This window comes from Dyella sp. EPa41, assembly GCF_016586165.1.
In the GTDB taxonomy this organism is placed as follows: Bacteria; Pseudomonadota; Gammaproteobacteria; order Xanthomonadales; family Rhodanobacteraceae; genus Dyella.
On sequence record NZ_BCPR01000047.1, the window covers coordinates 1 to 26559 of the forward strand.

General features: G+C 67.5%; 24 protein-coding genes and 1 pseudogene. 17 read left to right on the plus strand and 8 right to left on the minus strand.

Features of this window, described 5'->3' with window-relative positions; all coding sequences use genetic code 11:
- From JMF82_RS14690 to JMF82_RS14715, 6 genes are all read right to left on the minus strand, one after another.
- On the minus strand, positions 1-500 hold a 500-nt coding region (locus JMF82_RS14690), incomplete at its 3' end, for a peptidylprolyl isomerase (protein WP_201315309.1).
- A 128-nt stretch (positions 501-628) separates the two neighbouring features.
- A complete protein-coding gene (folE2, locus tag JMF82_RS14695; protein WP_201315310.1) occupies positions 629-1594 on the minus strand; it encodes a GTP cyclohydrolase FolE2 in 966 nt (321 codons plus the stop codon).
- Positions 1595-1631: 37 nt separating this feature from the next.
- Complete coding sequence (locus JMF82_RS14700) at positions 1632-2936, minus strand: S8 family serine peptidase (RefSeq protein WP_201315311.1); 1305 nt, start codon at positions 2934-2936, stop codon at positions 1632-1634.
- Positions 2933-3562 carry a zf-HC2 domain-containing protein gene (locus tag JMF82_RS14705; protein ID WP_201315312.1) on the minus strand — a complete coding sequence of 210 codons (630 nt, stop codon included), beginning with the start codon at positions 3560-3562 and terminating at the stop codon, positions 2933-2935. Before JMF82_RS14705 ends, JMF82_RS14700 begins: the two co-directional genes overlap by 4 nt.
- Entirely contained in the window at positions 3559-4140 is a 582-nt protein-coding gene (locus tag JMF82_RS14710) for a sigma-70 family RNA polymerase sigma factor (protein WP_201315313.1), read from the minus strand. The genes JMF82_RS14705 and JMF82_RS14710 overlap by 4 nt, the downstream gene beginning before the upstream one ends.
- Before the next feature lie 69 nt (positions 4141-4209).
- On the minus strand, positions 4210-5007 hold the full coding sequence (locus JMF82_RS14715; protein WP_201315314.1) for a TorF family putative porin: 798 nt from the start codon (positions 5005-5007) through the stop codon (positions 4210-4212).
- 690 nt (positions 5008-5697) lie between these two features.
- On the opposite strand from JMF82_RS14715, the gene JMF82_RS14720 reads away from it, so the two are divergent.
- From JMF82_RS14720 to JMF82_RS14790, 15 genes are all read left to right on the plus strand, one after another.
- Positions 5698-6132, plus strand: coding sequence for an FdtA/QdtA family cupin domain-containing protein (locus JMF82_RS14720; RefSeq protein ID WP_201315315.1), 435 nt, complete (start codon positions 5698-5700; stop codon positions 6130-6132).
- Positions 6117-6782, plus strand: coding sequence for an acetyltransferase (locus JMF82_RS14725; RefSeq protein WP_201315316.1), 666 nt, complete (start codon positions 6117-6119; stop codon positions 6780-6782). The genes JMF82_RS14720 and JMF82_RS14725 overlap by 16 nt, the downstream gene beginning before the upstream one ends.
- 5 nt (positions 6783-6787) lie before the next feature.
- Complete coding sequence (locus JMF82_RS14730) at positions 6788-7741, plus strand: hypothetical protein (protein ID WP_201315317.1); 954 nt, start codon at positions 6788-6790, stop codon at positions 7739-7741.
- Positions 7728-8657 (plus strand): GNAT family N-acetyltransferase, encoded by a 930-nt coding sequence (locus JMF82_RS14735; protein ID WP_201315318.1) that lies wholly within the window; start codon positions 7728-7730, stop codon positions 8655-8657. Before JMF82_RS14730 ends, JMF82_RS14735 begins: the two co-directional genes overlap by 14 nt.
- Positions 8657-9769, plus strand: coding sequence for a DegT/DnrJ/EryC1/StrS family aminotransferase (locus JMF82_RS14740; protein ID WP_201315319.1), 1113 nt, complete (start codon positions 8657-8659; stop codon positions 9767-9769). Before JMF82_RS14735 ends, JMF82_RS14740 begins: the two co-directional genes overlap by 1 nt.
- A complete protein-coding gene (locus JMF82_RS14745; protein ID WP_201315320.1) occupies positions 9766-11040 on the plus strand; it encodes an O-antigen translocase in 1275 nt (424 codons plus the stop codon). Before JMF82_RS14740 ends, JMF82_RS14745 begins: the two co-directional genes overlap by 4 nt.
- Positions 11037-11966 carry a glycosyltransferase gene (locus tag JMF82_RS14750; protein WP_236585491.1) on the plus strand — a complete coding sequence of 310 codons (930 nt, stop codon included), beginning with the start codon at positions 11037-11039 and terminating at the stop codon, positions 11964-11966. Before JMF82_RS14745 ends, JMF82_RS14750 begins: the two co-directional genes overlap by 4 nt.
- Positions 11963-13105: a hypothetical protein gene (locus tag JMF82_RS14755; RefSeq protein WP_201315321.1), complete on the plus strand. Its 1143-nt coding sequence runs from the start codon at positions 11963-11965 to the stop codon at positions 13103-13105. The genes JMF82_RS14750 and JMF82_RS14755 overlap by 4 nt, the downstream gene beginning before the upstream one ends.
- Before the next feature lie 20 nt (positions 13106-13125).
- Positions 13126-13950: a Wzz/FepE/Etk N-terminal domain-containing protein gene (locus JMF82_RS14760; RefSeq protein WP_201315322.1), complete on the plus strand. Its 825-nt coding sequence runs from the start codon at positions 13126-13128 to the stop codon at positions 13948-13950.
- Between the two features lie 191 nt (positions 13951-14141).
- A complete protein-coding gene (locus JMF82_RS14765; RefSeq protein WP_201315343.1) occupies positions 14142-14975 on the plus strand; it encodes a class I SAM-dependent methyltransferase in 834 nt (277 codons plus the stop codon).
- A gap of 4 nt (positions 14976-14979) precedes the next feature.
- The gene (locus tag JMF82_RS14770; RefSeq protein WP_201315323.1) at positions 14980-16209 is read left to right on the plus strand and encodes an amidohydrolase family protein; all 1230 of its coding nucleotides are present in this window, start codon (positions 14980-14982) and stop codon (positions 16207-16209) included.
- Positions 16209-16907 (plus strand): class I SAM-dependent methyltransferase, encoded by a 699-nt coding sequence (locus tag JMF82_RS14775; RefSeq protein WP_201315344.1) that lies wholly within the window; start codon positions 16209-16211, stop codon positions 16905-16907. The genes JMF82_RS14770 and JMF82_RS14775 overlap by 1 nt, the downstream gene beginning before the upstream one ends.
- A gap of 20 nt (positions 16908-16927) precedes the next feature.
- Positions 16928-18433, plus strand: coding sequence for a radical SAM protein (locus tag JMF82_RS14780; RefSeq protein ID WP_201315324.1), 1506 nt, complete (start codon positions 16928-16930; stop codon positions 18431-18433).
- A gap of 13 nt (positions 18434-18446) precedes the next feature.
- Entirely contained in the window at positions 18447-19580 is a 1134-nt protein-coding gene (locus JMF82_RS14785; protein WP_201315345.1) for a glycosyltransferase family 4 protein, read from the plus strand.
- Positions 19577-20689 (plus strand): glycosyltransferase family 4 protein, encoded by a 1113-nt coding sequence (locus JMF82_RS14790; RefSeq protein ID WP_201315325.1) that lies wholly within the window; start codon positions 19577-19579, stop codon positions 20687-20689. The genes JMF82_RS14785 and JMF82_RS14790 overlap by 4 nt, the downstream gene beginning before the upstream one ends.
- A 9-nt stretch (positions 20690-20698) precedes the next feature.
- On the opposite strand, the pseudogene JMF82_RS14795 reads toward JMF82_RS14790, so the two are convergent.
- Both JMF82_RS14795 and JMF82_RS14800 read right to left on the minus strand, forming a co-directional pair.
- Positions 20699-21909 (minus strand): annotated as a pseudogene (locus JMF82_RS14795) (nucleotidyltransferase family protein).
- 10 nt (positions 21910-21919) lie between these two features.
- Positions 21920-23407, minus strand: a complete 1488-nt coding sequence (locus tag JMF82_RS14800) for a radical SAM protein (RefSeq protein ID WP_201315326.1) — start codon at positions 23405-23407, stop codon at positions 21920-21922.
- A 177-nt stretch (positions 23408-23584) separates the two neighbouring features.
- Here JMF82_RS14800 and JMF82_RS14805 point away from each other — a divergent pair, with 177 nt between their 5' ends.
- Together JMF82_RS14805 and JMF82_RS14810 are read left to right on the plus strand one after the other, a co-directional pair.
- Positions 23585-24607 carry a serine kinase gene (locus tag JMF82_RS14805; protein WP_201315327.1) on the plus strand — a complete coding sequence of 341 codons (1023 nt, stop codon included), beginning with the start codon at positions 23585-23587 and terminating at the stop codon, positions 24605-24607.
- Between the two features lie 113 nt (positions 24608-24720).
- Positions 24721-26466 (plus strand): ABC transporter ATP-binding protein, encoded by a 1746-nt coding sequence (locus JMF82_RS14810; protein ID WP_201315328.1) that lies wholly within the window; start codon positions 24721-24723, stop codon positions 26464-26466.
- Positions 26467-26559 lie beyond the last annotated feature (93 nt).

Here is a 26559-nt window from a genome sequence, read left to right on the forward strand (position 1 = left end):
TTGTCGCGTCCGACCGGGAAGCCCTCGGAAAAGCCGACTTCCGGCGCGTAGACATCGCCATCGGGCAGGCGCGTGAACGGCAGCTTGGCATCGAATGGACGCGTGTATTCCGGCGGAAGCTTGGCCTTGGCGCTGCCCAGCGGCTTGAGCTTGCTCTTGTCGCCGTTGTCGTCGTCTTCGGGGTCACCCCACTGGGTCACGAAATTGTCCTGCACGCGCACGATGGCGAGGCCATCGAAGTAGTGCTCGCGCACCAGCGTGCGGATGTTGGCGACGTGCTGCGGCGTGAAGTCCGGCGCCAGCTCGATCAGCACCTGGCCCTTCGGCAGCTTCATGACCAGCAGGTTCTGCGGATCGGGCGTGCGCCATTCCTGCGGTTGCGACTTGGCCAGCAACTCCTTCGGTGTCGGTGTATGTGCGGGGGGCTGATCGGCCGCAAGGGCGAGAGCGGGCAAGGCAATGGCGAAAGCAATGGCGGCAGCGAGGCAGTGGCGCAGCATGGGGTCTCCCGGCATTGGAAAGACCTCACGTTAGCAGAGCCATGACATGGCCAGAAAGCGTGCGCGATATCCCGTGCCGCCGCTGCGCTGGCGTGGTGCGGTGCGTGAGCCGGATCAGGCTTCGGCGCTCACCATGGGAGCGTTTCGAGGGATACGGGTGACGCGTCTTCCCTCGTGCCACCACTGGCATGGGCCACGGCATCGTGCGCGTGCAGGCTTTCGTGGTGGGCGACGCGCACGTCGAACGCGGCGATGCCTGGGTTGCCTTCGAGGGCCTGCCGGATCCGGCGCGCGGCGTCTTCGCAGAACATGAGGTTGCTGCCGTTGGCCAGCGCGAAGGCCTGCTCGTCCTCTCGCTTGACGGCGGTCTGCACGGCGGTGCCCAGCGCGTGCTCGACGCCGTCGAGCAGCGCGACCAGTGACAGGGGCGTAGCTGGTGCGGGCCGTACGCGCAGGCGCGCCGTGCTGCGTTGCGCGTGTGGCGTGGCGACGATGCCTTGTTCGCTGCCAAGCCATGCCATGACGCGCGAGTGATCCAACGCGCCATCGGGAGGAAATGCGCCGGCAAACTGCTGCTGGATGAGCTGGCGCGAGAGCGCCGCCGACGCGGGGCAGGTGGAGGAGTACACCACCTCGGTGCCAAGTTCGAAGCAGAACCCCCGTTCCGTCAGGCTGGCCTCGATCCGCACCGGATAGCTGCGCCAGCCATGGTTGTCGCTGCGAAGGGCGGCGCGGCGCACGAGCACATCGAAGCGAAGGCGGATGCAGGCACGGTCGGCGATCCCTTCATGCGAATGGAGGAAGGCGCGCAGCAGCCGCTCCAGCGATGCCGCGTCGACGGGCTTGCCGCCCAGCTGCGCATCCGCCAGCAGGTAGAGGCGCGACATGTGGATGCCGCGCTGCCGCGCGTGGACCAGGTTGACGAAGGCGTCGACCGTCGCGGCCGTGCGCTGCGGTTCGCCGATGCCGGCGTCGAAGCACACTGGCAGCGCGATGCCTTGCATGCCGACCCATGCGAGTCGTCCTGCCGCGTCCGCCGCCGCATCGATGCCGACATCGGGGAGGGGGCGTACGGCGCTGTCTCTGTTCTTCACCGGGGCATCCGCGAGGAGAGTGGGTAGCGCACCGCGCTCAGGGCGATGCGTGACGTTGCGTGTCGAGCGCGGCGACCGCGGCCGCGGCGTTCACCTGCAACCTGCCATGGGTGGCCTTGCTGGTGCGCAGCAACAGGTCGTGGACCGCGCGCGCGTCGAGCTTCGGCGCCATGGCCAGCAACAACGCGACGATGCCGCTGACGTGGGCGGCCGCCATCGAAGAACCCGTGGTGAAGTCGTAGCCGCCGTCGGGCTGGGTGGTGAGGATGTCATTGCCGGGCGCACTCAGCACGCCCGGCGGTGCGGGAGACGGCGCGCTTGTCCTCACCACGATGACCCCCGGCGTATCGTTCGGAAAGCCGCCGTTATTCCCTTCCGGCGGCATGGCCGCAATGACGATGCGGCCCTGTCTCAGCAATTCGGCGAGCAGCCGGTTGAGCAGCGGATCGGCGGGGCCGCCCAGGCTCAGGTTGACGATGCGTGCATCGGTATCGATCACCGCGGCCAATGCCTTGGCGAGCGTGAAGGAGTTGCAGTGCGCGCCGCTGTCGGCCCCGGGCGGATACCAGCATGCCTTGTAGACGTCGAGCACGGCCTTGGGAGCGATGCCCACGATGCCCTGGTGGTTGTCGCCGATCGCCGTGATGATGCCCGCCACTTCGGTGCCGTGGCTGTCGGCGTTGAAGGCCGCGACGTTGGCGTCGACGAGGTTGCGCGCCCGGGCGATGCTGCCCTGGATGTCGGGATGCATCATGTCCACGCCGGTGTCGACGATGGCGACGTGCACGCCAGTGCCCTGCGTGACGTTGTGCGCGAGCGCGGCGTCGGTGTCGACGAAGCCCTGCTGCAGGTTCGCGTAGGGATCGTTGTACTGGTGCGCGCCCTGGGTGGCGTCGGCGTAGACGGCATAGTCCTGCAACGGCTGCGCGAGCTGCACGCGGCTGTCCCTGGACAAGATGTCGAGCAGGGCCTCCCGCGTCATGCCCGGCGGTGGTTCGAGCACGATGCAGTAGAGATCCAGCGACTTGATGGGCCAGCCGGTGATCTCGCGGATGCCGTAGCTCTGCTTCAGTTCGGCCAGCGTGGATACGGCACGCTGACCTGCGCCATACGTGGCGGCGGGCGTATAGCCGAGCAGGCTGGAGCCCGCGTGCGTGGCCGGTGGATCGAGCGGATTGGCAACCGCCAGCACGATATCGCGGCCCGTATCCATGGCCTGCACGTTGGCGATCGGCCCTTGCGACGGGTCGCCGTTGTCGGGCGCGGTGGGGCGGGGCGACGCGCAGGCGCCCAGCGCGGCCACGGCCACGATCAACAGGCATGCGAGAACGCCATGCTTCATGGGGCGGAAGCGACGGGCTCCGCGAGGCGGATGCCGTGCGTGGTACGCAGCTTCTGCAGCGTATCCCGCGGCATGGCGGACGAGCCCGAAGCCACCACGGTATACGCGCCGACGTCATTGGGGCCGTTCACCACCTGCAGGTGCAACGTGTGGAGCAGGCTGTTCCAATCTGCCAGCTTCATGGTGTCGTCCGGCACCACGTGGATCGCCCCGGCAGGCAGCGGTGCGGCCGCCTGGCTCAGCGTGCGGTAATCCGCCTGGTTTTCGGACCACAACCTCGCGCCCAGCACACCGATGCCGATGGCCTGCACCAGCACGGCGGCCACCAGGGCGCGCGTCACCCAGCTCGTGCGCGCGCGCGAATGCGCGGCGTGGGTATCGGGCGCGTCGATGCGTGCAAGCAGCCGGCGCAATCCCGCGTCGGCGTCGACCGGGATATCCGACGGCAGCGAGATGGCCAGGCGCAGCCGGCTCTGTTGCTCGAACTCGCCGCGGCACGCCTCGCATTGCGAGAGGTGCTGGGTGAGCCATTCGTCTTGTTCGTGGCTTGCGCTGTTCTGCAACGACCAGGGCATGGCTTCCCAGGCGCGGGCACAGTCCTTGCCGATGTCTGTCGGAAGCGTCATGACATGCTCTCTTTGCGAATGGGCGGTTCTCCCGCAAGTGCCGGCAGGGTATTGCGCAGCTTGACCCGCGCATGGAACAGGCGCGCCTTCACCGTGCCTACCGGGCACTGCATGATGACGGCGACGTCGTCGAGCGTATGGCCCAGGCCGTACACCAGCTCGACCACGACGCGTTGGTCGGCGGAGAGCCGGCTGAGGCCTTTCGCGAGCCAGTCGCGCAGCTCGCGGTCCTCGTCGGGGCAGTGGGCAGGAAAGCGGTCCTCCTGCATGTCTTCTTCCACCGGCTCATCGCCGTGCTGGCGCAGCGCCTTGAGGCCGCAGCGGTAGGCAATGCCGATGATCCAGGTGGAAACGCGCGAGTCGCCGTGGAAGGTGCCGGCCTTTTGCCAGGCGATCCAGAAACAATCGTTGATGACTTCCTCGATGACGTCGGGACGCCGCGTCAGGCGGGAGAGAAAACGGCACAGGCGACCGTGGTAGCTGCGATACAGCACGGCCAGCGCCGCGCGATCGCCGGCCGACATGCGTTGAAGCAGCATGCGGTCGGTCGCGTCTGCATCGATGTCGGCTTCGTTCATGGCCGTCTCAAAACGATGGTGGGTTGCCGCGTGAGTGCCCCGTGGGCGCCAAAAGGTTGCCCCGCGGCCTCAAAACGACCATGAGATCGTGGCCACCCACGGCGCCGTATCCGGGTAGCCATGCCGGTGCGGGAGCCCGGAGGTCGCCACGCGATCCACTTCCACGCGCCAGGGCCCGTCGTTCCAGAGCAGGCCGGCATGGCCGTAGCTGTAGGTGTCCCAACGGTTGTATTCGTAGCGCCCATGGCCATGCCCATAGTACGCGTAGTAGGAGTAGGTGGCCTGGGTCACGCCCAGGCCCGCGGACAGCGAGAAATGCCAGGGCAGCGGCCAGTGGAAGCCGATGTCGGCGGCCCCGTGCAGATGGTGGTCGGTCTTGCCCACGGGGTAGATGGCGGCCACGCCCAGCGTGAGCACGTCCCGGTAGATCCAGGCCATGCCGGCCTCGGTGCGGTCGAAGCTGCGTGCCTGCGGGTTGCCGGGGTAGTCGTAGTAGACCAGGTTGGCCTGCATCTGCCAGTCCGGCGACAGCGACCACGAACGCGCGACCTGGGCCAGCGTCTCGGCGAAGCGATCGGGTTTCCGCGTCTCCACGCTGGCGGACGCTCCCACGGACCAGCCCTTCGCAAAGGACCAGGACATGGCGCCCTGGAGGATCGGTGTCTGGGGCGTCACGGCCTGGCCGCGATCCACCAGCTGCGAACTCAGCGCCACGGTGCCGCTCACCGTCGATGATTGCGCGTGGACGGCGAAAGGCAGGCAGGCGAGGAGAAGCAACGCCAGGCGGCGATGACGATCGCCAGGCCGGTCACCCGCGCGGCGGCGCATGCAACGGCGGCCTGGGCGAAGGGCAGATGGTGCGCTCATGGGCGAATCAGGCTGGCCCGCAACGCCGGCGCCGTCCACGGGCCCGAGCCGGGGCCTTCGGCAAGCTGTCGGAGTGCGCCGCCCTGGCGCGCACGGCAGACGTTGGCGTGGTCCGTGCGAAACCTTCGGCGCATGCGCCGCTCCCCGGCATGAAGTCCCACGGACCTTATACAGCCGGATGGGCCGGGGCGCCTATTCGACGAAACCGGTTTCAATGGAGCCTGTCGAGACAGGAGCGCAGGTCGTCCAGCGGCCTGGGATCAACCGGCGCGCTGTATGTCATCCCGGTGCCGGGGTTCGCCCTGGCGGGTGGCGGCAGGTGGCCGTGCGGCCGGTCCGCGCGCGACACGCCATCGTGCTGGCCAGCCCTTTCCCGATACTGCCTTTCCATATTCCAGGTTGCCCATGCGCGTCGTGGGATTCCCTCTTTCCCCATGCGTCGTGCGCACGCTCTCCACGCATCCTCGGATGCCGCGGGAAGTCCTGAGGCAGGGCGGTCGTTGCCACGTGGGTGCCGCCGGCTTCGCGAAAGGTTGCATTCGCCGCCTGGTTTCCCGTGGCGACAAAAGGGCATGGCTGCAAACCGGTGGCCTCGATGCCGCGATCGAATTCTGCGAGCGCAACCTTTCGCCGGTCAGTTGGCACTCAGCTAACGACATCGCTCACGCGCGTTCCCGCCGGGCTACGGACATGGACATCGAACGAATCCAGTTGCAGCAGCATGGCGACAGCCGCGGCATGCTCATCGCGTTGGAAAAGGATCGCAACGTGCCGTTCGAGATCCAGCGCGTGTACTACCTGTTCGCCACCAAGTGCGATGTGCATCGGGGCATGCACGCGCACCGCAACCTCAACCAGCTCGCGGTGACGGTGCGCGGCTCGGTGACGTTCCTTCTCGACGACGGCAGCGGCCCCTGCGAAGTCGTGCTCAACGATCCCTCGCAGGGCCTGCTGTTGCGCCGCATGGTGTGGCGCGAGATGTACGACTTCACCGAGGACTGCGTGCTGATGGTGCTGGCCGACCAGTTGTACGACCCGGCCGACTACATCACCGACTATGCGCTGTTCCTGCACGAGGTAGGGACCGCCTACCGGGGAGACATGGCGGCATGCCAAAGCGGTTAGTGCTCATCGGAGCGGGTGAGCTGGCGCTGATCGCCTGCGAATATTTCGAGCATGACAGCGACTACGACGTGGTCGCCTTCAGCGTCGAGCGCGACTATCTGGACCAGCCCACGCTGGCCGATCGGCCCGTGGTGGCCTATGAAGACCTGGAGGCGCATTACCCGCCGTCGGACTACGACGCCTTCGTGGCCATTCCCGCCAGCCAGCTCAACCGCCTGCGCACGCGCTTCTACCAGGACGCCAAGGCAAGGGGTTATCGCTTCGCCACCTATGTCAGCTCGCGTGCCTTCGTATGGCGCAACGCGCAGATCGGCGAGAACAGCTTCATCTTCGAGAACAACGTCATCCAGCCGTTCGTGCGCATCGGCAACAACTGCATCCTGTGGAGCGGCAATCACGTGGGCCACCGAACGGTTATGCGGGACAACGTGTTCGTCGCCTCGCACGCGGTGATCTCGGGCTATTGCGACATCGGCGAAAGCAGCTTCATCGGCGTCAACACCACGTTCAACGACCACGTGAAGGTCGCCCGGGACAACGTGATCGGTTCCGGCGCCCTGGTGACGCGCGATACGGAGGCAGGGCGGGTCTATGTCGGTTCGCCCGCGCGTGCGGTGCCGGACCGCTCCAGCCTCGACGTGAGGCTTTGACGCCCATGTTCGACTGGACCAAGAAGGGGCTGGTCTTCGACACCGCCCACCAGGGCGTGGGTGGCTGGATGGCGCATTCGGCGCTCACGCCGACGCCATGGCGCATCGACGACGACCTCATCCGGGTCTACGCGGGCTTTCGCGACGAGGACGGCGTGAGCCGCATCGGTTACGTGGACGTGCTGGCCGACGAGCCCTCATCGATCGTGCGCGTCAGTGGCGAGCCGGTGCTGGATGTGGGGCGGGGCGGATGCTTCGACGACAGCGGCATGATCCTCGGTGATCTCGTGGACACGTCCGACGGCCTGTACATGTTCTATGTCGGCTTCCAGCGCGTGGCGCGGGCCAAGTTCCTCGCCTTCACCGGCTTGGCGGTATCGCGCGACGGCGGCGAAAGCTTCGAGCGCATGCAGGAGACGCCGATCCTGGATCGCGCGCCCGGGCGAAGCACCATCGGCGCCGTGCATTCGGTGCTGCGCGAGGGCGACCGCTGGCGGTTGTGGTACGCCGTGGGCGACGACTGGGAAGTCATCGGCGGACGCCCGTTTCCGCGCTACCACATACGTTGCGTGGAGACGGACGACCTCACGGCGATTCCGCGCGAGGACCATGTCTGCCTGCAGCCGCACGGCAACGAGTACCGTATCGGCCGCCCGCGGGTCTACCGCTGGGGCGATGGTTACGCCATGTATTTCACGCGCGGCAACCTCACCGGTGAGTATTTCCCGGGGCTGGCCTACAGCGCCGATGGCATCCATTGGGAGCGCCACGACGAAGCCCTGGGCCTCTCGCTGTCGCCGAGCGGCTGGGACTCGCGCGTCATCTGTTATCCCTCGCTGATCCGCCAGCGCGACAAGCTGTTGATGTTCTACAACGGCAACGACATGGGGGTGGATGGCTTTGGCCTGGCGGTCGCTGCATTGCCGCGTCGCAACGGAGGCTTCCATGCTCTCGGTTAGGCCCTACGCGCCGGCGGATGCGGATGCCTGGGACACGGTGATCGCCGAATCGCGGAACGGCGTGCTGCTGCATCGGCGCGGCTACATGGACTATCACGCGGAACGCTTCACCGACCGTTCGCTGGTGGTCGAGCGCAACGGCGTGCCGGTGGCCGTGCTGCCCGCGAACGTGCAGGGCAAGACGGTGGTGAGCCATGGTGGTCTCACCTACGGCGGACTGGTCTCGACCCGCGCCCTGCGCGCGGAATCGACGCTGGAGGTGTTCGGGAAGATCGCCGCGTTCTATCGCTCGCTGGGCATCGAGAAGCTTATCTACAAGGCGATTCCGCATGTGTTCCACAGCTATCCCGCCGAGGAAGACCTGTATGCGCTGCATCGATCCGGTGCGCGGCTGAAGCGGCGCGATATCGCGTCGGTGATTGCGCTACAGGAGCCTTTTCGCTTCACCGACGAGCGCAAGCGTGCCGTGAACAAGGCGCGCGACGCGGGCATGCGCATCCAGCCGAACAGTGATCCGGCCGGCTTCCATGCCCTGCTGACGGACGTGCTGCGCAGGCATGACGCGGTACCTACCCATCGCCTGGACGAGCTGTGCCTGTTGCAGTCGCGTTTTCCGGAGCACATCGTGCTTTACGAGGCGCGGCGTGAGGACGAGCTGCTTGCCGGTGCCGTGGTCTACGACTTCGGGCGCGTGGTGCACACGCAGTACCTGGCCGCCTCGGAAGAGGGGCGGCGCCTGAATGCGCTCAGCCTCCTGCTTGCGGAACTCATCGGGCGGTATGCGGGCCGGCACTATTTCTCCTTCGGCATCTCCACCGAGCAGGAAGGCCAGGTGCTGAACGGCGGGCTGGTCGCGCAGAAGGAGTACTTCGGCGCGCGCGGCATCGCGCACGACTTCTATGAATGGGTGCTCTGATGAGCGTGCCCTTTCTCAGCGCCAGGGACGTGAACGCGCGATACGCGGATGAGCTCAAGGCCGCGGCGGCGCGCGTGATCGATTCGGGCTGGTACATCCTCGGCGAAGAGCTTGCCGCCTTCGAGCAGGAGTTCGCGGCCTATTGCGGCGTGCGGCACGCCGTGGGCGTGGGCAACGGGCTCGACGCGCTGTCGGTGATCCTGCGGGGCTATCGGCAGCTTGGCATGTTGTGCGAGGGCGACGAAGTGATCGTACCCGGCAACACCTTCATCGCCAGCTTCCTGGCCATCACCGAAAACCGGCTGGTGCCGGTGCCGGTGGAACCCGACCCGGCGACGTTCAATCTCGATCCCGCACGCGTGGAAGACGCGGTGGGGCCGCGCACGCGGGCCATCATGGCGGTGCACCTGTACGGCCAGCTGGCGGACATGGCCACGCTGTCGGCAGTGGCCCGGCAGCGGGGCCTGCTGCTGATCGAGGACGCGGCACAGGCGCATGGCGCGAGCATTGCCGGGCGCAAGGCGGGCGCCTGGGGCGATGCGGCGGGTTTCAGTTTCTTTCCCACCAAGAACCTGGGCGCGCTGGGCGACGGCGGTGCCGTGGTCACCGACGATGATGCGCTCGCCCGGTGCATCGCGGCGCTGCGCAACTACGGGTCGGAGGTGAAGTACCACCACGCGTACCAGGGCATCAATTCGCGACTCGACGAAATGCAGGCCGCGATGCTTCGCGTGAAGCTGAAGCATCTGGATGAGGACATCGCCCGCCGCCGCGCAGTGGCGCGCGGTTACCTGGCAGCCGTCCGCCATCCGGACATCCTGCTTCCCTCGGTCATCGACGCGGAGCGGCATGCCTGGCACCTGTTCGTGGTGCGCAGCGACCGGCGCGACGCCTTGCAGCGCCACCTGCATGATCTTGGTGTGCAGAGCCAGATCCATTATCCGGTGCCGCCGCACCTGCAGCCGGCGTATCCGGTGCTGCACGACGTCCATCTGCCGCTGACCGAACGCCTTCATCGCGAAGTGCTCAGCCTGCCCATGGGGCCGACCCTGGACGAGCACGCCATGGCGCAGGTGATCGATGCCTGCAATGCCTTCGGAGCCGCGTCGTGAACATCGTGCGCGCCAGCTTCTACACCGCCGCTTCCACCGCTGCGCGCCTGCTTGCCGGGCTGGTGGTGATGAAGCTGGTGGCGTGGTTTGCCGGGCCCGAGGGCGTGGGCAGGCTCGGCCAGTTCATGAGCCTGATGTCGCTGCTCGCCGTGCTCGCCGGTGGCGGCATCAGCGCCGGCGTCGTGAAGTACGTGGCGGAGTATCGCGACGACCACCCGCGCCTGGTACGCCTGCTCGGCGCCGCCCTGTGGTACGCGCTGGGTGCCTCGCTGCTGATGGGCGTGGCAACGCTGGTCTTCAGCCAGCCGCTGGCCCGGTGGCTGCTCGGCGATGGACGCTACGCGGATCTCATGCGCGTGCTTGCCGTGGCGCAGCTGGGGATCGCGCTCGCCAATTACGTGCTGGCGGTGATCAACGGGTTCATGGACGTGCGTCGTCTCGCGCTGGTGCAGATCGCCGGTTCCGCGCTCAACGTGGCGATGGTGGCATGGCTGGCGCATTGGCTGCAGCTCTACGGCGCGCTGCTGGCGCTGGTGCTGGGCCAGGTGCTGTGGCTTGCGGTGGGTTTGCCGGCGTGGTGGCGCAGCCCGTACTTCCAGCGCGGCATGCTGCGCCTGCGCTTCGACCGGGAGATGATCGGGCGCCTCGCCGGCTTCTCGGTGATGACGCTGACCGCGGCCCTGGTGTCACCGCTGGTGAACATCGCGGTGCGCGACCACCTGGCCGCCCTGTTCGGTTGGGAGCAGGTGGGCTACTGGCAGGCGGTCAGCAAGGTGTCGGACGCCTACCTGCTGTTCATCACCACGGCCATCAACGTCTACTACCTGCCGAAGCTCGCCTCGATCGACGAGCGCGCCTTGCTCATCGCCGAGATGCGCAACGCGTACCGCTTCCTGTTGCCGCTGGTGGCCGTGCTGGCGCTTGCGATATTCATCGCGCGCGGCTGGGTGACGTGGCTGTTGTTCAGCGAGGGCTTCTCGCCGGCCAATGCCTTGTATGGGCCGCAGCTCGCGGGCGATGTGATCAAGATCGCCTCGTTCATCCTTTCCTATCTGATGCTGGCGAAGGCGATGACGCGCCTGTTCGTCGTCTCCGAATGCGTCTTTGCGGCCAGCTATCTCGGGCTGGTCTACCTGTTCACCGCGAGCTTCGGCCTGGTGGGGGCCGTGTATGCGTTTGCGGCCAACTACACGCTGTATCTCCTCTTCAATGTGTGGGTCGCGCGTCGCTTTCTGGGAGGGCTGGGGCAATGGCTGCCGCAATATCCATGAGTGCCCCGGCGATGCCGCTGGTCTCCATCCTCATCCCGGCGTTCAACCATGAGCGCTATATCGAGCGGTGCCTGGACAGCGTGCTGGAAGATCCCTACCCGTCGAAAGAGCTGGTGATCATCGACGACGGCTCCACGGACGACACCGCCGGGCGGATCGATGCGTGGATAGCGCGGCACCGGCACGAGCTGGCGGTGGAGTTCGTCCGTCGCGACAACCGCGGCATTGCAGCCACCTTGAACGAGCTGGCGGCGCGCGCGCGGGGCGAATTCCTGCGGCTGGGTTCCAGCGACGACTACCTGTTGCCCGGCGGCCTGGCGGCCATGGTGGACTACCTGTCCGCCCATGCGCGCAAGTGGGCGGTGATCGGCGATTCGGTGGTGGTCGACCAGGACGGCCGGAAACTGCACGAGAGCGGCATGCGCGACCTTCATCGCGCCGACAAGCGCCTCTATGCCTCCGACGAGGGCATACGCCTTGCCGTCATCACCCAATGGGCCGTCGGCGGCCCGGTGGCCCTGGTGCGCAAGCGCGCGCTGGAAACCGTGGCCGGATGGAGCGAAAGCCTGCGCATCGATGACTGGGATTTCTTCCTGCGGCTCGCTGCGCACGATGCCATCGGCTTCATCGACAAGAACGTGTGCGCCTACCGCATCCACGGCACCAACCTGAGCCGCACGCGCGACACCCGCGCGCGTATCCTCAACCTGCTGGAGGCGCAGAGCGTGGCGATGCGACGGGAGTGCCTGTTCCAGGAGCCGTACCGCACCTTGCTGAGGGCGCAGTCGCACTACCTTGGCGCGAAGATCTCGTTCCTGCAGCGGCGGTTCGGTTCGGTGACCGTCCACATGCTGGTCTATCTGTCGCTGCTGGCCGCCTCGCGTGTCAAGCGGCGCAGCGCGCTGCACCTCGCGGAGGGCGCATGAAGGCGCTGCTGCGGCTGCCATCGGCCTACCTCTGCCTGCCCATGCTGCTGACGTGCGGGCTGACCATGTTCGTCTACGACCTGCCATCGGGCTACATGGAGGGGATCGTCCTGCTCATGACGGCGTCCGGGGCCATCCTCGCGTTCGACGTCATGGCCGGCCTGCGACTGCCATCGCCAGCGCTGTTCCGCGCGCACAGTTACGTCGGCACCCGCGAATCGTTCGTGGCGCTGGCGTTTGCCGCGCTGGTCATCGTGTTCTGCGTGCTCGACCTCACGCTGTTTCCGATACCGTTGATCGATGCGCCGTCCTCCTACGCGCGCATGGAAGGCGGCCGCGATCATGTGCGCCACGTCTCGGACATGTGCTGGGTGCTGCCCCCCATCGGCATGCTGTGCACGCGGAACAAGTGGTTGCGCACGACGCTGATGCTGGTCGGCTTCGTGTTTCCGGTGCTGGTGATCGACCGCAACCGCATCTTCGCGGCCCTGTTCTCGACCGCGCTGGTCATCGTATTCCGCCGGGAGGCCTCGCGTCCGCTGCCGTGGAAGACGGTGCTGCTGCTCGCCGTGGTCGGCGCCACCGTGTTCTCGGTGCTTGGCGTACTGCGTTCGGGCACGCTGGAAACGGTGGCATTGCCATTCAGCGACGACTACCGGTCGATGCCGGTGGGCGTGCGCTGGCTGCTGCTCTACGCGAGCGCGGGGCCGTACAACTTCGCCTCGTTGCTGGCCAAGCATTACGTGAACGCCACCTTCCTCATCAACCAGGTCGTGCCCATGGCCGGGTTGGTCGCCACGGCCGGTACCGATATCCCGCTGGATGCGTCGAACATCAACGTAGGCTCGGAGTTCCTGCCGTTCCTGCTTGCGTTTGGACCGGTGGGCGCGATCGCCTCGATGATCGCGCTCTATGCATGGCTGCGCTGGAGCGTGTCGCGCCTGTACCCGCGGGTCTCGCTGTTCGGGCTGCTGATCTTCCTGCGCATGTCCTATGTCTGCCTCATGTCGCCGTTCGCGCCGCAGGCATTCACCTGGACCAATGTCGGCTTCATCGTCGTCTGCCTGCTGCTGCAGGCGCTCGTGGTGTTGCTTCCGAACCGGCGCGCCGGCGCCCCTGCATCCGCCGTATCGACATGAACTTCAAAGAGCCGACGACCATGGAAAGAGACGAGATCTACCTGATCGACATGTGGCGGATACTGGTCCGCGAATGGAAGTGGTGCCTGGCCGTGCTCTTGCTGGTGCTGGCGGGCACCTATGCCTTCGCGCATCTGGTGCGTCGGCAATGGGAAGCGTCGGCCTGGATCCTGATCGGACAAGTAGGGCAGGTACCGCCGGGGCAGGACCCGAAGGTGGAGCCGATCGCCCGCGTGCTGGAGCGGCTGCAGACCGCCGCCTTCCAGGACGACGTCACCGGCAGCCTCGGCCTGGCGCGCGATTCGCGTACGGCGCAGCTCTATCGCAAGAGCATGAAACTCGAGCCACTGCCTTATGCGGGGCCCATGGTGCGCGTGAACGTGCGCGGCGACTCGCCGGCGCAGGCACGCCAGCTTGCCGAGGCAACCGTCGAACGCCTGCGCGCCGTGCACCGGGACATGGAATCCACGCCGCTGTCGCTGGCGCACACCCGCCTGGACGAAGTGCAGGCGGAGCTGAAGACCGCGATCGCCGATCGCGACCGGCTGCTGCAGGCGGCCAGCAAGGACGAGGCGAGCGGCAAGGGCGCATCCCTTGCCAGCGTGCTGCTGGCCGGCAAGAACGAGGACATCCGCAACCTGCAGACGCAGCAGAGCGACCTGGTCACCCGCCTGAGCGCGAACTTCACCTATGAGACCTCGTTGCCGTGGCCGGTGTACGTGCCGGAACGGCAGGCCTTTCCCAACCCCGTGCTGACCTATGGCATCGGCCTGCTGGCGGGCCTGGGACTGGGCGTTTTTGCCGGTGTCGCGAGGAATGCCGCGCGGCGCCATGCCCAGGGTTGACGAGGGCAATCCCCGGCGACGCCTTGCGCGAATCATTCAACCAAAGCGGCGCGCGACGGCACTCACCGCAGAAGGATGACGCCGTGCGACGCGTTGGGCACGGCATCGGTCGAAAGCAGCGAATCGGAGCGTGGATGGACATGAGCGGGCAACATGGACTGGGCAGCGCGCCGGGCGGCGCCGCGGTGCGCATGCAGCGCCGGGGCGCCTGGGCGTCGTCGCTGGATGAAGGCCAGTTGCTCGATACACAGCACGCCTTCGACAGCGTGGCGGCCGACTACGACGGTCCACGCGGCAACAACGAGCTGATCCAGCGCATGCGGGTTTCCCTGTGGGAAACCGTGCTGGAAAAGGTTCCGGTGGGATCGAACCTGCTGGATCTGGGCTGTGGCACGGGCATCGATGCCATCGAATTCGCACGTTGTGGTTACCAGGTGACCGCCACCGACTGGTCCCCTCAGATGGTCGGGCGCACGAGGTCGCGCGCCGCCGTTGCCGGATTGGAATCCCACGTAACGGCCGCGCATCTCGGCATCCATCAGCTCGACCAACTCCAGGAGCAGTTCGACGGCATCTACTCGAACTTCGGGCCCCTCAATTGCGTTCCCGACATGCCATCCATCGCGGGTGAATGCGCTCGACTGCTCAGGCCCGGCGGTCACCTGGTCTTTTCCGTCATCGGTCGCATCTGCCCGTGGGAGGTGGTGCACTACGTGTCACGCGGCCGCTTCCGGCGGGCCGGCGTGCGTGCAAGCCGTGGCGCCACCGCGGTAGGCATGAACCGCCACACGATCTGGACGTATTACTACCTGCCGCGCGAGTTCTATCGCGCGTTCGCCGGGCACTTCACGCTGGAAAGCTACCGGGCGCTGAGCCTGTTCCTGCCGCCGCCCTACCTGGTGGACTACTACCGCCGCCATCGTCGCTGGTGCGATCGCCTGGGCCGGCTGGACGACCGTTTCGGTGGTCTTCCGTTGTTGCGCGACATGGGCGATCACTTCCTCATCGTGATGCGCCGGCGGTGATGCGATGGACACCGTGCCACCATCGCCGAGCGCCTGCCTCCAGCATGCCGGCATCGTGCTGCCGGACGGCGTGTCGCGCGCGCCGTTGTCCGTCCGCGACGGCCGGGTGGCCTCGGCGCCGGCGTCCCGCGCCCATCGGATCGACCTGCGCGATCACCTGATCTTCCCGGGCCTGCTCAACGCGCACGACCACCTCCAGGTGAATGCGGTGCCTCCGCTGCCGCATGACGCGCCGTTCGCCAACAGCTATGCCTGGATCGAAGCGTTCCAACCCCATTTCCACGACGCGCCTGTCGCCTCGGCGTTGCGGCATCCCAAGGCGTTGCGGCTGCGCCACGGCGCGCTGAAGAATCTCCTGGCCGGCACCACCTTCGTGGTGCATCACGATCCGTGGCATCCGGCGCTGGATGCGGAGGATTTCCCCGTCGCCGTGCTGCGCGATGCGGGCTGGAGCTACGCGCTGGGCTGGCCGGCATACGGGCCCCCCGTGCCACAGAGCTTTGCCGAAACGCCGCCGGGTCAGGCATGGATGATCCATCTGGCGGAAGGCACCGACGAAGCGGCGCGATCGGAACTGGCGACACTCGATGCGATGGGATGCCTCGCATCGAACTGCGTGCTGGTCCACGGCGTCGGCCTGCGCGATGCGGACATCCAACGCATCATCGACGTCGGCGCGGCGGTGGTGTGGTGTCCGTCGAGCAACCTGGCCTTGCTCGGTGCCACGCTCGATCCGCAACCGTTGCAGGAGGCCGGCTGCCTGATGCTGGGCACCGATTCGCGCCTGAGCGGCGCACGCGACCTGCTGGAAGAAATGCGGGTCGCGCTTGCGCATTCGACGCTGACGACGCGCCAGCTGCTGGCGCTGGTCACCACCGACGCGGCGCGCATCCTGCGGCTGGAGAAGCGGGGCAGCCTGTTGCCCGGCGCCTCGGCCGACATGGTGATCGTGCGCGATGGCGGCGGCGATGAAGCCCGCTGCCTGCTTGCCATCGAACGCAGCGAGATTCGCGCCGTGGTGCGCGATGGCCTGCCGCGCATCGCCGATCCCGATTTCGCCGAATGGTTCGAGGCGGCCGGCGTGGAGGCGGTGCCGGTGATGCTCGATGGACGTCCCAAACTGCTGGCGCGGAACCTGGCCGACCCCGCGTTGCTGGCGATGGAGCAAGGGCTGGAGCCGGCTTCTTCCGACGCCAGGCCTGCGTACGACCTGCGCATGGAGGCGCAGCGATGATGTCGCGTCCGCCGATCCTCGATCCGCTGGAGGCCTATGCGCTGTGGGCACCGCATTACCCGGCGCGCGCGCACAACCCGGTGATGCAGGCGGAAGAGCGTGCCATGCTCGCCTTGCTGCCCGGGAGCCTGAGTGGCTATTCGGTGCTTGATGCCGGCTGCGGCAGCGGGCGCTACGTGCTGCATGCGCTGGCACGCGGCGCCACGCGCGTGACCGGCGTGGATGCTTCGCCCGCCATGCTCTACCGCGCCAGCGAGGAACTGGCCAACCTGCCGGCCAGCGCCACCGTGGAGCTGGTGCAGGGTGATGTCACGCAGCTGCCGATGCCCAATGCCTGGGCCGATCTCACGCTGAGCGGCCTGGTGCTGGGTCATCTCGACGACCTCGAAAGCGCATTGGCCGAGTTGCGGCGCGTGACGCGTCCCGGCGGCCAGCTGTTGTGCAGCGACGTGCATCCGATCGGGCACGCGCTGGGTTGGCTGCGGGATTTCAGGTCGGGCGGCCAGCGCTATGCGGTGCGCCACATTACCCATCTGTACAGCCACTGGCACGCCGCCTGTGCGGCGCTGGGGCTGGAGATCGAACACGTGGTCGAGCCCATGCTGGACCCGTCGGACATTCCCGAAGGCGCACGTTTCGATCCGGTGGCGTTGGAGGTGCCGGTAGCCATCGTGTTCCAGCTGCGACGGACGCCCTGAGGCTTTCCCGGACCACGCCCATGGCCAACACCCTGCTGATCAATCCCACCATCACCTCGCGCAACAGCGCACGGTTTCCGCTGTCGCTGCTGAACCTTGCATCCACGCTGGACCGCACCGGCAGCAGCCGCATCGTCGACGGCAATGTCGACCGCGACGTGGTCAACGAGGCATTGCGCGCGATGGAGAGCGAGCGGTTCCATGCCGTGGGCATCAGCGTGATGGGCGGCCCGCAACTGGCGCCGGCCATCGCGCTGTCCAAGGCGATTCGCGAGCGTCATCCGCGCGTGCCGATCACCTGGGGTGGCTACTTCCCGACGCTCAACACCGAGGCGGCGCTAGCAGCGCCGTACGTGGACTACGCCATCCGGGGGCAGGGCGAGCAGACCTTCAGCGAACTGGTCGCGGCCTTGGGCAAGGCCGCCGTGCCCGATGTCAGCCGTATCGACGGCCTGTCGTGGAAGCAGGGCGCCACCATCGTGCACAACGCCCCTCGTCGTTTTACCTATGCCGATCCGGGCCGCGTGCTGCCCTACGACAAGCTGGGCGACCCGCGCCGCTACCTCGCGCGCACCTACCTCGGCCGTCGCACGGTGGCGCACCAGGCCGCGATCGGCTGTCGTTTCCACTGCACCTTCTGCGGCGTGGCGGCGATGTTCGGCGGCACCACGATGCTGTCGTCGGCGGAGCGCCTGGAGCGCGACCTGCGCTATTTCAAGCATGAGCTGGGCGCCGACTCGGTGCAGTACTTCGACAACAACTTCTTCGATCGCGAGGAGGACATGCTCCCGCTGCTCGAAGTGATGGCGCGCCATGAGCTGCCCTGGTGGTGTTTTGCCCGTTCGGACGCGCTGCTGAAGCTGTCCGACCAGGCGTGGAAGCTGGTGCGCAAGAGCAGGCTGCGGATGGCCTACATCGGTGCGGAGTCGCCCAGCGGCCAGATGCTCAAGGAGATCCGCAAGGGCACGCGTCCCGACCAGACGGTGGCGGTGGTGGAGGCATGCCGGCGGCATGGCGTGATTCCCGAGCTGTCCTTCATGGTCGCGCCGCCGGAGAACACCGAAGAGGAGACCGAACACACCTTCGAGTTCATCCGCGAGCTGAAGAAGATCAATCCGCACACCGAGATCGTCATCTACGTCTACACGCCGTTGCCCGTCCACAGCCAGCACGAAAAGGACCGCGCCAGGCGGCCGTCCGCGCCGCTGTTCGACCTCAACGGCGAGCCCGTGGTTTTCCCGACGACGGTGGAAGAGTGGGCGCAGCCGCAGTGGGTCAACTACACCTGCCACGCGGATGCGCCGTGGCTGACCGACCGCATGCGCCAGCGCATCCACGATTTCGTCACCGTGCTGCGTTGCCGCTATCCCACCGTGCAGGACATGCGTTCGCCGCCGTGGGCCAAGCGTGCGCTGAGCACGGCGGCGTCATGGCGTTATCGCTTCCGTCGCTACGACCGGCCGTGGGAGCTCAATCTCGCCAATCGCCTGGTGCGCCTGCGCATGCCGCAGGTCTCGGGGCTCTGAACCGGTGGCCTCGCTGCACGTCGCCCAGATCAATTTCATACCTCCGCCGGCCACCTGGGAACCGGGCGAGGTGTTCCGGCATTGGCCGTCGCTGCCCAACGTGGCCGAAGCGGTACGCGGCAGCGGAACACGCGTGACGGTGATCCAGTTGGCGTCGCGCGCGGCGCGCATCGGGCGCCACGGCGTGGACTATCGCTTCGAGAGCATCGAGGGTGCGCCGCGGCCGGCCGATCGCGGCCGTCTCGTCGCGCGCGTGCTCGAATCCCTCGATGTCAATGTCGATGTCATCCATGTCAACGGGCTGGGCTTCGGCGAGGAAACCTTCGCCTTGGCAGGCCGCCTGCCTGACGTGCCCATCGTGCTGCAGGACCACGCCAATCGTCCGCCGCGCTGGTGGCAGCGGCCGCTGTGGCGCCGGTGGTATCGCGTGGCCTCGGGCATGGCTTTCACCGCCATCGAGCAGGCGAGGCCCTTCGTCGATGCCGGCCTGTTCGAGGCGTCGCTGCCCTTGTTTGCCATTCCCGAATCCAGCAGCCACTTCGAGCCGGGAAGCCGTATGCGGGCGCGGCTCGAGGCGGGGATGCATGGCGATCCCTGCGTGCTGTGGGTGGGGCATCTCAATCGCAACAAGGACCCGCTGACGATGCTCGAAGGCGTGGCCCAGGCCACTTCGCGATTGCCGGGCCTGCAGCTGTGGTGCGCCTTCGGCAGCGCGCCGCTGATGGACGAGGTTCGGCAACGCATCGACGGCGATGCGCGACTGGCCGGTCGCGTCCATCTCATGGGCAGGGTGGAGCATGCGCGCGTGGAGACGCTCATGCGCGCCGCGGACATCTACCTCTCGGCCAGCCATGTGGAAGGCAGCGGCTACGCACTGCTGGAGGCCATGGCGTGCGGCGCCATGCCGTTGGTGACCGACATTCCGTCGTTCCGCTCGTTCACGGCGGGCGGCACGGTAGGGCGCCTCTGGCCGCGTGGCGACGCCGCGGCGCTTGCGGCCGCCTTGGTCGGCGCGGCGGTCGAATCGGCCTCGCGCGAACAGGTGCGCGCCCATTTCGAGGCGAGGCTGTCGTTCGAGGTGGTGGGGCGACTGTGGTCTCGCGCGTATGCGCAATTGATCGAGCAACGCCTGCGGAGAGCATCGTGAAGCTCGCCCTGGTGGTGCCGGGCGGGGTGGACCGCACGGGCGAGTTCCGGGTCATCCCGGTATTGCTCGCGTTGATCGAACGGCTGGCGCGCGTGCATGAAGTGCACGTGTTCGCGCTGCGGCAGGAGCCTGCGCCGGATTGCTGGGAGCTTGCCGGTTCGACGGTGCACAATATCGGCGACGGCTGGTCGCGCGTTCGCGCCATCGCCGCCATCCGGGGCGAACACCGCCGCCAGCCCTTCGACGTGGTGCAAGCGATCTTCTCCGGTTCCTGCGGCTTGGTCGCGGTGGCCGCCGCCAGGTTGCTGGGCCTGCCGAGCCTGGTGCATGTCGCGGGCGGCGAACTCGTCGCCATGCATGACATCGACTACGGCGGTCGCCGCCGCTGGAAAGGGCGGCTGCGCGAGGCAGTGGTGCTGCGCGCCGCGGACGTCGTGACGGGAGCCAGCGGGCCCATCGTCGACTCGCTGCGCGCGCTGGGCATCAAGGCACGTCGGGTACCGCTCGGCGTCGACCTGCGCTCCTGGCCGCCGGTCTGTCCGCGCGAACGTCGCAGCGAAACGGCGCGGCTCATCCACGTCGCCAGCCTCAATCGCGTGAAGGACCAGCCGACCCTGCTGCGCGCGCTTGCCGTGTTGGCGCGGCAGGGCGTGGCGTTCCGGATGGATATCGTCGGCGTGGATACGCTGCAGGGCGAAGTGCATGACCTAGTGCGCCAGCTCGACCTCGAACGCCACGTGCGCCTGCTCGGCTTCAAGACCCAGCGCGAGTTGCGGCCACTGATGGAAGCGGCCGACCTGCTCGTCATGTCCTCGTGCCATGAGGCGGGACCGCTCGTTTTGCTGGAGGCCGCCGCCGTGGGCGTGCCTACGGTGGGTACGGCGGTGGGGCATATCGCCGAATGGACGCCGGCCGCGGCGCTGGCGGTGCCGGTGGGCGACTGGCGGGCGCTGGCGGGGGCTGTAGCGCGTGTGCTGGCCGATGAGCCGCTGCGCCTGCGCATGGCGTTGGCGGCGCAGCGCAAGGCCATGCTGGAGGACGCCGATTACACCGCCAAGTCGTTCGAGACGCTGTACCTGCAGCTGCTTACGGACGGCCTCGACGACTGACGGGTTGGATTATGCCGCCGGCGATTCCAACGCGACACGCACCGCAAACATCATGTCCATGCGCGGCACGGGCTGGGTCAGCCAGGTCAGCATGCGTCGCCTCTGGGGCGCGGTGACCCAGCGCTGGTCGCGCAGCCACAGCTGCGTGCGCACCATGTCCTTGCGCTGATCGATCGCCTCCTGGGGCGGCGGATGCGGTTCTTCACGTATTGCGCGGCGTCGCCCAGCGAGCGCGACCATTCGATGCCGGGAAAAGCGTGCAGCCACAGGTCGGAGCAGGACACCTGCGTCAGGGTCTGGCGGCGGGACATGGTTCGCAGGATCGCCGGGCACGCGGCATGCAGTCGACTCAGTACCGCCTCGGGAATGGCGCCCGGGTAGTAACGTGCCGCCATCGTCAGCGGCGGAAACGCCCACCATGCCGGCCCCACGATGCGTTCGTCGAGGCAGTGGCCCCAGTCGTCCGGTGACATGCGCGCCGACAGCTGGGCAATGTCATGCAAATGCAACAGGCGCAGGCTGCGGTTGCAGATATTGCCGGCCGCGTGCAGCAGCAGGTGGCTCATCAATGCGCCCGTCGACGGATAGGCATTCAGTCCGTCGTGGGGTTGCGAGGGATGGATCTGTTCCGAAATGTCCGTCACGGAGACGGGCAGGCGCTCCTGGATGTGGACATGCAGCTCGATATTGATCGGCGTGTCGCGGTGTTCACCCAGCACTGCCGGCGGTTCGGCCGCACGCGGCTTGAACACGCGGTGCTTCCATTGCTCGAACGATGTCACGTAGCCGAGTTGCAGCAGCAGTCGCGACGTCCGCTCGGCGGCCGATCCGTGCACGAGCAGGTCGATGTCCGCCATGGGGCGCTCGCCGGGAACGTAGAGTCCCAGCGCATGCAGCGCGCAGCCTTTCAACGGCACCAGGGCCACGCCGGCGGAACGTGCTGCCTGGTCGATCTGCTCCAGCAGGGCCGCGATCCGCAGGTGGCGCAGCGCGACATGCTCGCGCTGGGCGACGAGGAAATGCCGCCACTCGGGCACGTCCCACGTGCAGCCCCGGCTGAGCAGGGGCGACACGCCATGCACCGCGGACGACACCGCAGCCAGCCGCCATTCCAGCTCGCTCCAGTCGGGCGTCGCGCTTCCCGGCTGCGCCAGCTCCGCCGCCAGCGCTTCGGTGGTGCGGCGCAGGCCATCCTTGATGATCTTCAGTGGAGGCAGCATGAGTCGGCGCTCAGAGCGATACCTGGGCCTTGCCCTTCGGCGCCGGCAACGGCATGGCCGGCACGGCTTCCGTGCGGTGCCCGGCCTCGGTGGCGATCAAGGCGTCCCAACGGGCGTCGAGCGCGATCCACGCACGATCATCCCGCCGCCGCGTCGGGGCCGACGCCTGTTGCAGTACGACCTGCTCGTGCAGCAGGTCGCGGAAGCTGCGGTAGAAATCGGAGTCGTAGGCGCCGCGGAACATCATGGCGAGGTCGTTGCTTTCGCGCCAATGCGTCTTCTCGCCCAGCTGCGCCTTCACCTGCTCGTAGAACTTGGTGCCCGGCAGCGGATAGGAGACGCTCACGCCGATATCGTCCGGCGCGGCGCGCTCGATCAGCTCGCGCGTCGCCAGCAGGTCCGCCAATTGTTCGCCAAGGTAGCCGAGCTGGATGAAGAAGCCGACGCGGATGCCGAGCGCGCCAAGGCGTTCGCGTGCCGCGATCAGGTCGGCGACATGCGTGCCCTTGTTCATGCGGTCCAGCACGCGTTGGCTGCCGCTCTCGGCGCCCAGCCACGCTTCCGCGCAGCCGGCGCGTTTCAGCGCGGCTGCCATGCGCTCGCTGATGAGGTCGGCGCGGGTCTGGATGGTGAAGGGCACGGAGCCATCGACCGCTTCGAGATGGTCGGCGAATTCCTCCACCCAGTTCACGTGGAAGCCGAAGATGTCGTCGGCCATCCAGACGTGGTCGGGGCGGAAGCTCGCCTTGAGGTGGCTCATTTCCTCGGCTACGTCCTGCGCGGTGCGACGGTTGTAGTGATTGCCCCAGATCGGTTTCGCGCACCAGTTGCAGCGGAAGGGGCAGCCGCGCGATGCGGCCATGTTGAGGCTGAAGTAGCCGTGCCGCTCCTGCCACATCGCGCGGTAGCGATCGACGTCGACCAGATCCCACGCCGGATGGCCGACGATGCGCGGATCGGGCGGCAACACGCCGACGCGAGTGAGCCGGGTTTCGCCGCTGTCCAGCGATGCCACGCCGGCGATGCCCGACACCCAGGTGCGCGTATCGATATCCGGTTCGCGTTCGAGCCGGCCGATAAGCTCGATCAGCGGCGCAACACCTTCGCCGATCAATACGGCATGCGCGCCCGCGGCAAGAAAGGCGTCGGGCTGGTCCGAGGCATCGGAGCCGGCGACGATCACCCGTGCGCCGGCGGCACGCGCTTCGCCGATCATCTGGCACGCTGCCTCGCGCATGCGGGCCAGGCACATCTTGGTCAGGTAATTGAAGTTGTCCTCGTAGAGCACGACCACGTCGGGCCGTCGTGCGCGCACGTCGTGTCCGAACGATTCCACGTCGTCCGCGAGCATCGCATCGAACAGTGCGACGGCATGGCCCATGCGCCGCAGCAGCGCAGCGACCTGGATGGTGGCCAGCGGAGGGTAGGGTTTACCGCGCTCCCACTGTTTCCGGTCGAACCTCAGGTAATAGGAATGGCCGACCTGGATTTTCAGCATTGCCGGGAAGCCTCTATCGGGGCGCCGGATCCGGCAGGTTCGCCGTCCAGGCACATCGCTCAGTTGGACGTGAGTGCCCTGTGGCAGCGCCGGGGTTGCCTGCGCGGCAAAAAATATTTGGATGTCCGTACGGGTGGCGATGTGCTATCACATGGCCGGGCTCTTCTCCCCGCATCCATGGCCATTTCTTCTCTTTCCGACCTCGGCGAAACCAGCCTCGATCCGTTCCTGGAGCGGACCGGCGAGCGCGAGGTCGTACGCGTCCACGCGCTGGGTGGCGATTTCCGTTTCGAAAGCGACAGCCCCGAGCTGCTGCACCTGGTCCGGCTTGCCTATGCGGGCCTGCCGGCGCACCGCCTGCCGGTATCCGCACCACAGTTCCATATCGAACTGCGTTTGCTGCCGGGCCGCGCGGGGCAGGGTGCCGGCGAGCCGCCGATGGTGCGTGCGCAGTCGGGAGCAGGCCTGCTGTGTGGCGTGATGGACGAGTGCAATTACGTCGTGATGTCGCCGCAGCAGGGCAGGGCCCTGGTGGTCGCTTCGCGCGACATGCTGGCCAACCCCTACCACCTGCGCTACGAACTCATCGAGTTCGCGGTGTTCACCCTGGCGACGCGCCGGTTGGGCCTGGTGCCCTTGCACGGCGCCTGCGTGGGCCTGCATGGCCGCGGCCTGCTGTTGCTCGGGGCCAGTGGCGCGGGCAAGTCCACCCTGGCCTTGCACAGCCTGCTGCGCGGGCTGGATTTTCTCGCGGAAGACGCGGTTTTCGTCGAGCCGGCGAGCCTCTGCGCCACCGGCGTCGCCAACTTTCTCCACGTGAAGGACGATGCACTCGGCTTCGTCGACGATGGCGCCGTGCAGTCGTGGATTCGCGGCGCGCCGGTGATCCGGCGCCGCAGCGGCGTGGAGAAACACGAAGCGGATCTGCGGCGTGCCCCCGTTCCGCATGCCACCGGTCCGCTCGAGTTGATCGGCGCCGTATTCGTATCGGGCCAGCCGGCAAGCGATCCGGGCCGACTGCTGCGCGCCATGCCTGCCGATGCCATCGCTGCGAGGCTGGTGGGAGACCAGCCGTACGCAAGCGGCCAGCCCGGCTGGCAGGGCTTCCAGCAGCGCATGGTGGAGCGGGGCGCCTACGAGTTGCATCGCGGCGTGCATCCCCAGGCCTCCGTCGATGCCTTGCTGACCCTGCTCGCCTGACGCGCAAGGCAACCGTTTCGCCCCTGGCAGGCACTCACCGCCATGGTTGCCCGATACGCCAGCCCGGGGCGTGTATCGGGCAGGCCGTTGTCTGGCAACGCGGGTGAATGAGCATGGCAGTTCCTCCAGCGCGGTCGAACGACCGTGCCCACGACAGCTGGCGACTGGTATGGGCCTCGCTTACGCGGGCGGACACGGTCGGCCTGGGCATCTACGTCGCGTTGTCGCTTGCCGCGGCGTTGGCCGGCGGCATCGCGGCCGTCGCCCTGGTGCCCTTGATCCAGCCGGATCATGCATGGCCCATCGCGACGCACGTGCCGGGCCTGGATGGCGGCATGGGGATGCGTATCGCGGTGTTCGCCATCGCCATGGGCAGCTTCGCGCTGTTGCGCTGGCAGGCCGCGCGATGCGGTGCGCGCCAGATCAGCGCCTACGGCATGCGCTTGCGCCGGCAGGTGCATGCGCGCCTCATCGGCGCGTCGTTGGGCTCACTGGCCGATGCCACCTCGGCCGAGATCGCCAACGTGCTCACGCACAACGTCGAGGTCATCGTGCAAGGCCTGAGCGCCCTGCAACAGTTGCTGCTCGCCGGCCTCACCTGCGCCGTCAGCCTGGGTCTCGCCCTGTGGGTATCGCCGCCGCTCGCATTGGCGGCGCCGCTGCTGGCCGGGGTGGGGCTGCTGGCGTCGCGCCTGTTCGGGCGCGAGCAATCGGAAGTGGCCCGCCAGTACGTGGCGGACATGACGCGCCTGTTCTGGCACAGCGAGGATTTTCCCCGCCGCCTACGCCACGTGCGTTCGTTCGGGCGTGAAGACGCGGAAAAGGCCAGCTATGCCGACGTGTCCGCGCGGCTCGGGCAGGGGTATCGTCGCCAGCTCGAACTCGTGGCGAGCGGCCGCCTCGTGCTGGAATGGCTGGCCGCGGCGGCGATCACCGCGATCTTCCTGCTGGCGCAGCGCTGGCATGGCGTGGACCAGGCATCGGTCATCGCGGTGTGCCTCCTGCTCGGCCGGCTGCTGCCTTACCTCGTTTCCACGCGCCAGAGCTTCCAGCAGTTGCGCTCGGCCGGCCCCGCGCTCGAACTGCGGGAGCGCTACATGCGCATGTCGCCGGCGCTTGCGTCCACGCCCGCGACGCCGTCGAGCGTGCGCCGCGACGCGTTGCATATCGAACGCCTGCGCGTGGAACCTCCGATCCCCGGCATCCTGGTCGAGCAGCTCGCCTTGATCCCTGGCGAGATGACGCTGGTCTCCGGCGACTCGGGCATCGGCAAGAGCAGCCTGGTCGATGCGCTGGCGGGCATGGCCGCGCCGCAGGTCTTCGCGGCGCGCGTGGGCGGACACGAGATCGACTTCGATGCGTATCGCCAGCGCGTGCGCAACAGCGCTTATGTAAGCCAGAGCGTGCGGCCATGGCAGCGCACCGTGCGCGAGTGCCTGCATTGGGCCGATCCGGCCGCCAGCGACGAGGCCCTGCATCGGGTGCTGAAAGACGTGGGGCTGGACCAGCGACTGTCCATCTCGCGCCAGGGCCTCGACACCGATCTGCACAGCTCGTCCAGCCGCCTGTCCGGCGGCGAGCTGCAGCGCCTGCTGCTCGCGCAGGTGATATTGCGGCAGCCTTACATCGCCTTGCTGGACGAGGCGACCAGCGCGCTGGATGCCACTTCGGAACTGCGCGTGCTGTCGGCGTTGAAGGCACGGCTTTCGCACACCATCCTCATCGTGGTGTCGCATCGGCCCGGCGTCGCCGCCCTGGCGGACCAGCAGCTCGATATCGGCGGCGGCATGCCGGCCGCATTGGCGCGACGGATCGTGGACGAGCAGGCATCCGCGGGCAGGCAGTCGATGGGTTCCTGAGCAGCCGAAGCGAACGTACCGTACGCGTGGAGCAGGAGTGCTCGACGGCCCGTTCCCGGAGTGGTGAAATCGCGGCGTTGCCGCGTCGCCTGG

Bases quoted from the DNA above. Each gene is read 5' to 3' on its own strand.
- JMF82_RS14700 (WP_201315311.1), bottom strand. From the start codon at position 2,936: ATGAAGCATGGCGTTCTCGCATGCCTGTTGATCGTGGCCGTGGCCGCG.
- JMF82_RS14705 (WP_201315312.1), bottom strand. From the start codon at position 3,562: ATGACGCTTCCGACAGACATCGGCAAGGACTGTGCCCGCGCCTGGGAA.
- JMF82_RS14710 (WP_201315313.1), bottom strand. From the start codon at position 4,140: ATGAACGAAGCCGACATCGATGCAGACGCGACCGACCGCATGCTGCTT.
- JMF82_RS14715 (WP_201315314.1), bottom strand. From the start codon at position 5,007: ATGAGCGCACCATCTGCCCTTCGCCCAGGCCGCCGTTGCATGCGCCGC.
- JMF82_RS14720 (WP_201315315.1), top strand. From the start codon at position 5,698: ATGGACATCGAACGAATCCAGTTGCAGCAGCATGGCGACAGCCGCGGC.
- JMF82_RS14725 (WP_201315316.1), top strand. From the start codon at position 6,117: ATGCCAAAGCGGTTAGTGCTCATCGGAGCGGGTGAGCTGGCGCTGATC.
- JMF82_RS14730 (WP_201315317.1), top strand. From the start codon at position 6,788: ATGTTCGACTGGACCAAGAAGGGGCTGGTCTTCGACACCGCCCACCAG.
- JMF82_RS14735 (WP_201315318.1), top strand. From the start codon at position 7,728: ATGCTCTCGGTTAGGCCCTACGCGCCGGCGGATGCGGATGCCTGGGAC.
- JMF82_RS14740 (WP_201315319.1), top strand. From the start codon at position 8,657: ATGAGCGTGCCCTTTCTCAGCGCCAGGGACGTGAACGCGCGATACGCG.
- JMF82_RS14750 (WP_236585491.1), top strand. From the start codon at position 11,037: ATGAGTGCCCCGGCGATGCCGCTGGTCTCCATCCTCATCCCGGCGTTC.
- JMF82_RS14755 (WP_201315321.1), top strand. From the start codon at position 11,963: ATGAAGGCGCTGCTGCGGCTGCCATCGGCCTACCTCTGCCTGCCCATG.
- JMF82_RS14760 (WP_201315322.1), top strand. From the start codon at position 13,126: ATGGAAAGAGACGAGATCTACCTGATCGACATGTGGCGGATACTGGTC.
- JMF82_RS14765 (WP_201315343.1), top strand. From the start codon at position 14,142: ATGCAGCGCCGGGGCGCCTGGGCGTCGTCGCTGGATGAAGGCCAGTTG.
- JMF82_RS14770 (WP_201315323.1), top strand. From the start codon at position 14,980: ATGGACACCGTGCCACCATCGCCGAGCGCCTGCCTCCAGCATGCCGGC.
- JMF82_RS14775 (WP_201315344.1), top strand. From the start codon at position 16,209: ATGTCGCGTCCGCCGATCCTCGATCCGCTGGAGGCCTATGCGCTGTGG.
- JMF82_RS14780 (WP_201315324.1), top strand. From the start codon at position 16,928: ATGGCCAACACCCTGCTGATCAATCCCACCATCACCTCGCGCAACAGC.
- JMF82_RS14800 (WP_201315326.1), bottom strand. From the start codon at position 23,407: ATGCTGAAAATCCAGGTCGGCCATTCCTATTACCTGAGGTTCGACCGG.
- JMF82_RS14805 (WP_201315327.1), top strand. From the start codon at position 23,585: ATGGCCATTTCTTCTCTTTCCGACCTCGGCGAAACCAGCCTCGATCCG.
- JMF82_RS14810 (WP_201315328.1), top strand. From the start codon at position 24,721: ATGGCAGTTCCTCCAGCGCGGTCGAACGACCGTGCCCACGACAGCTGG.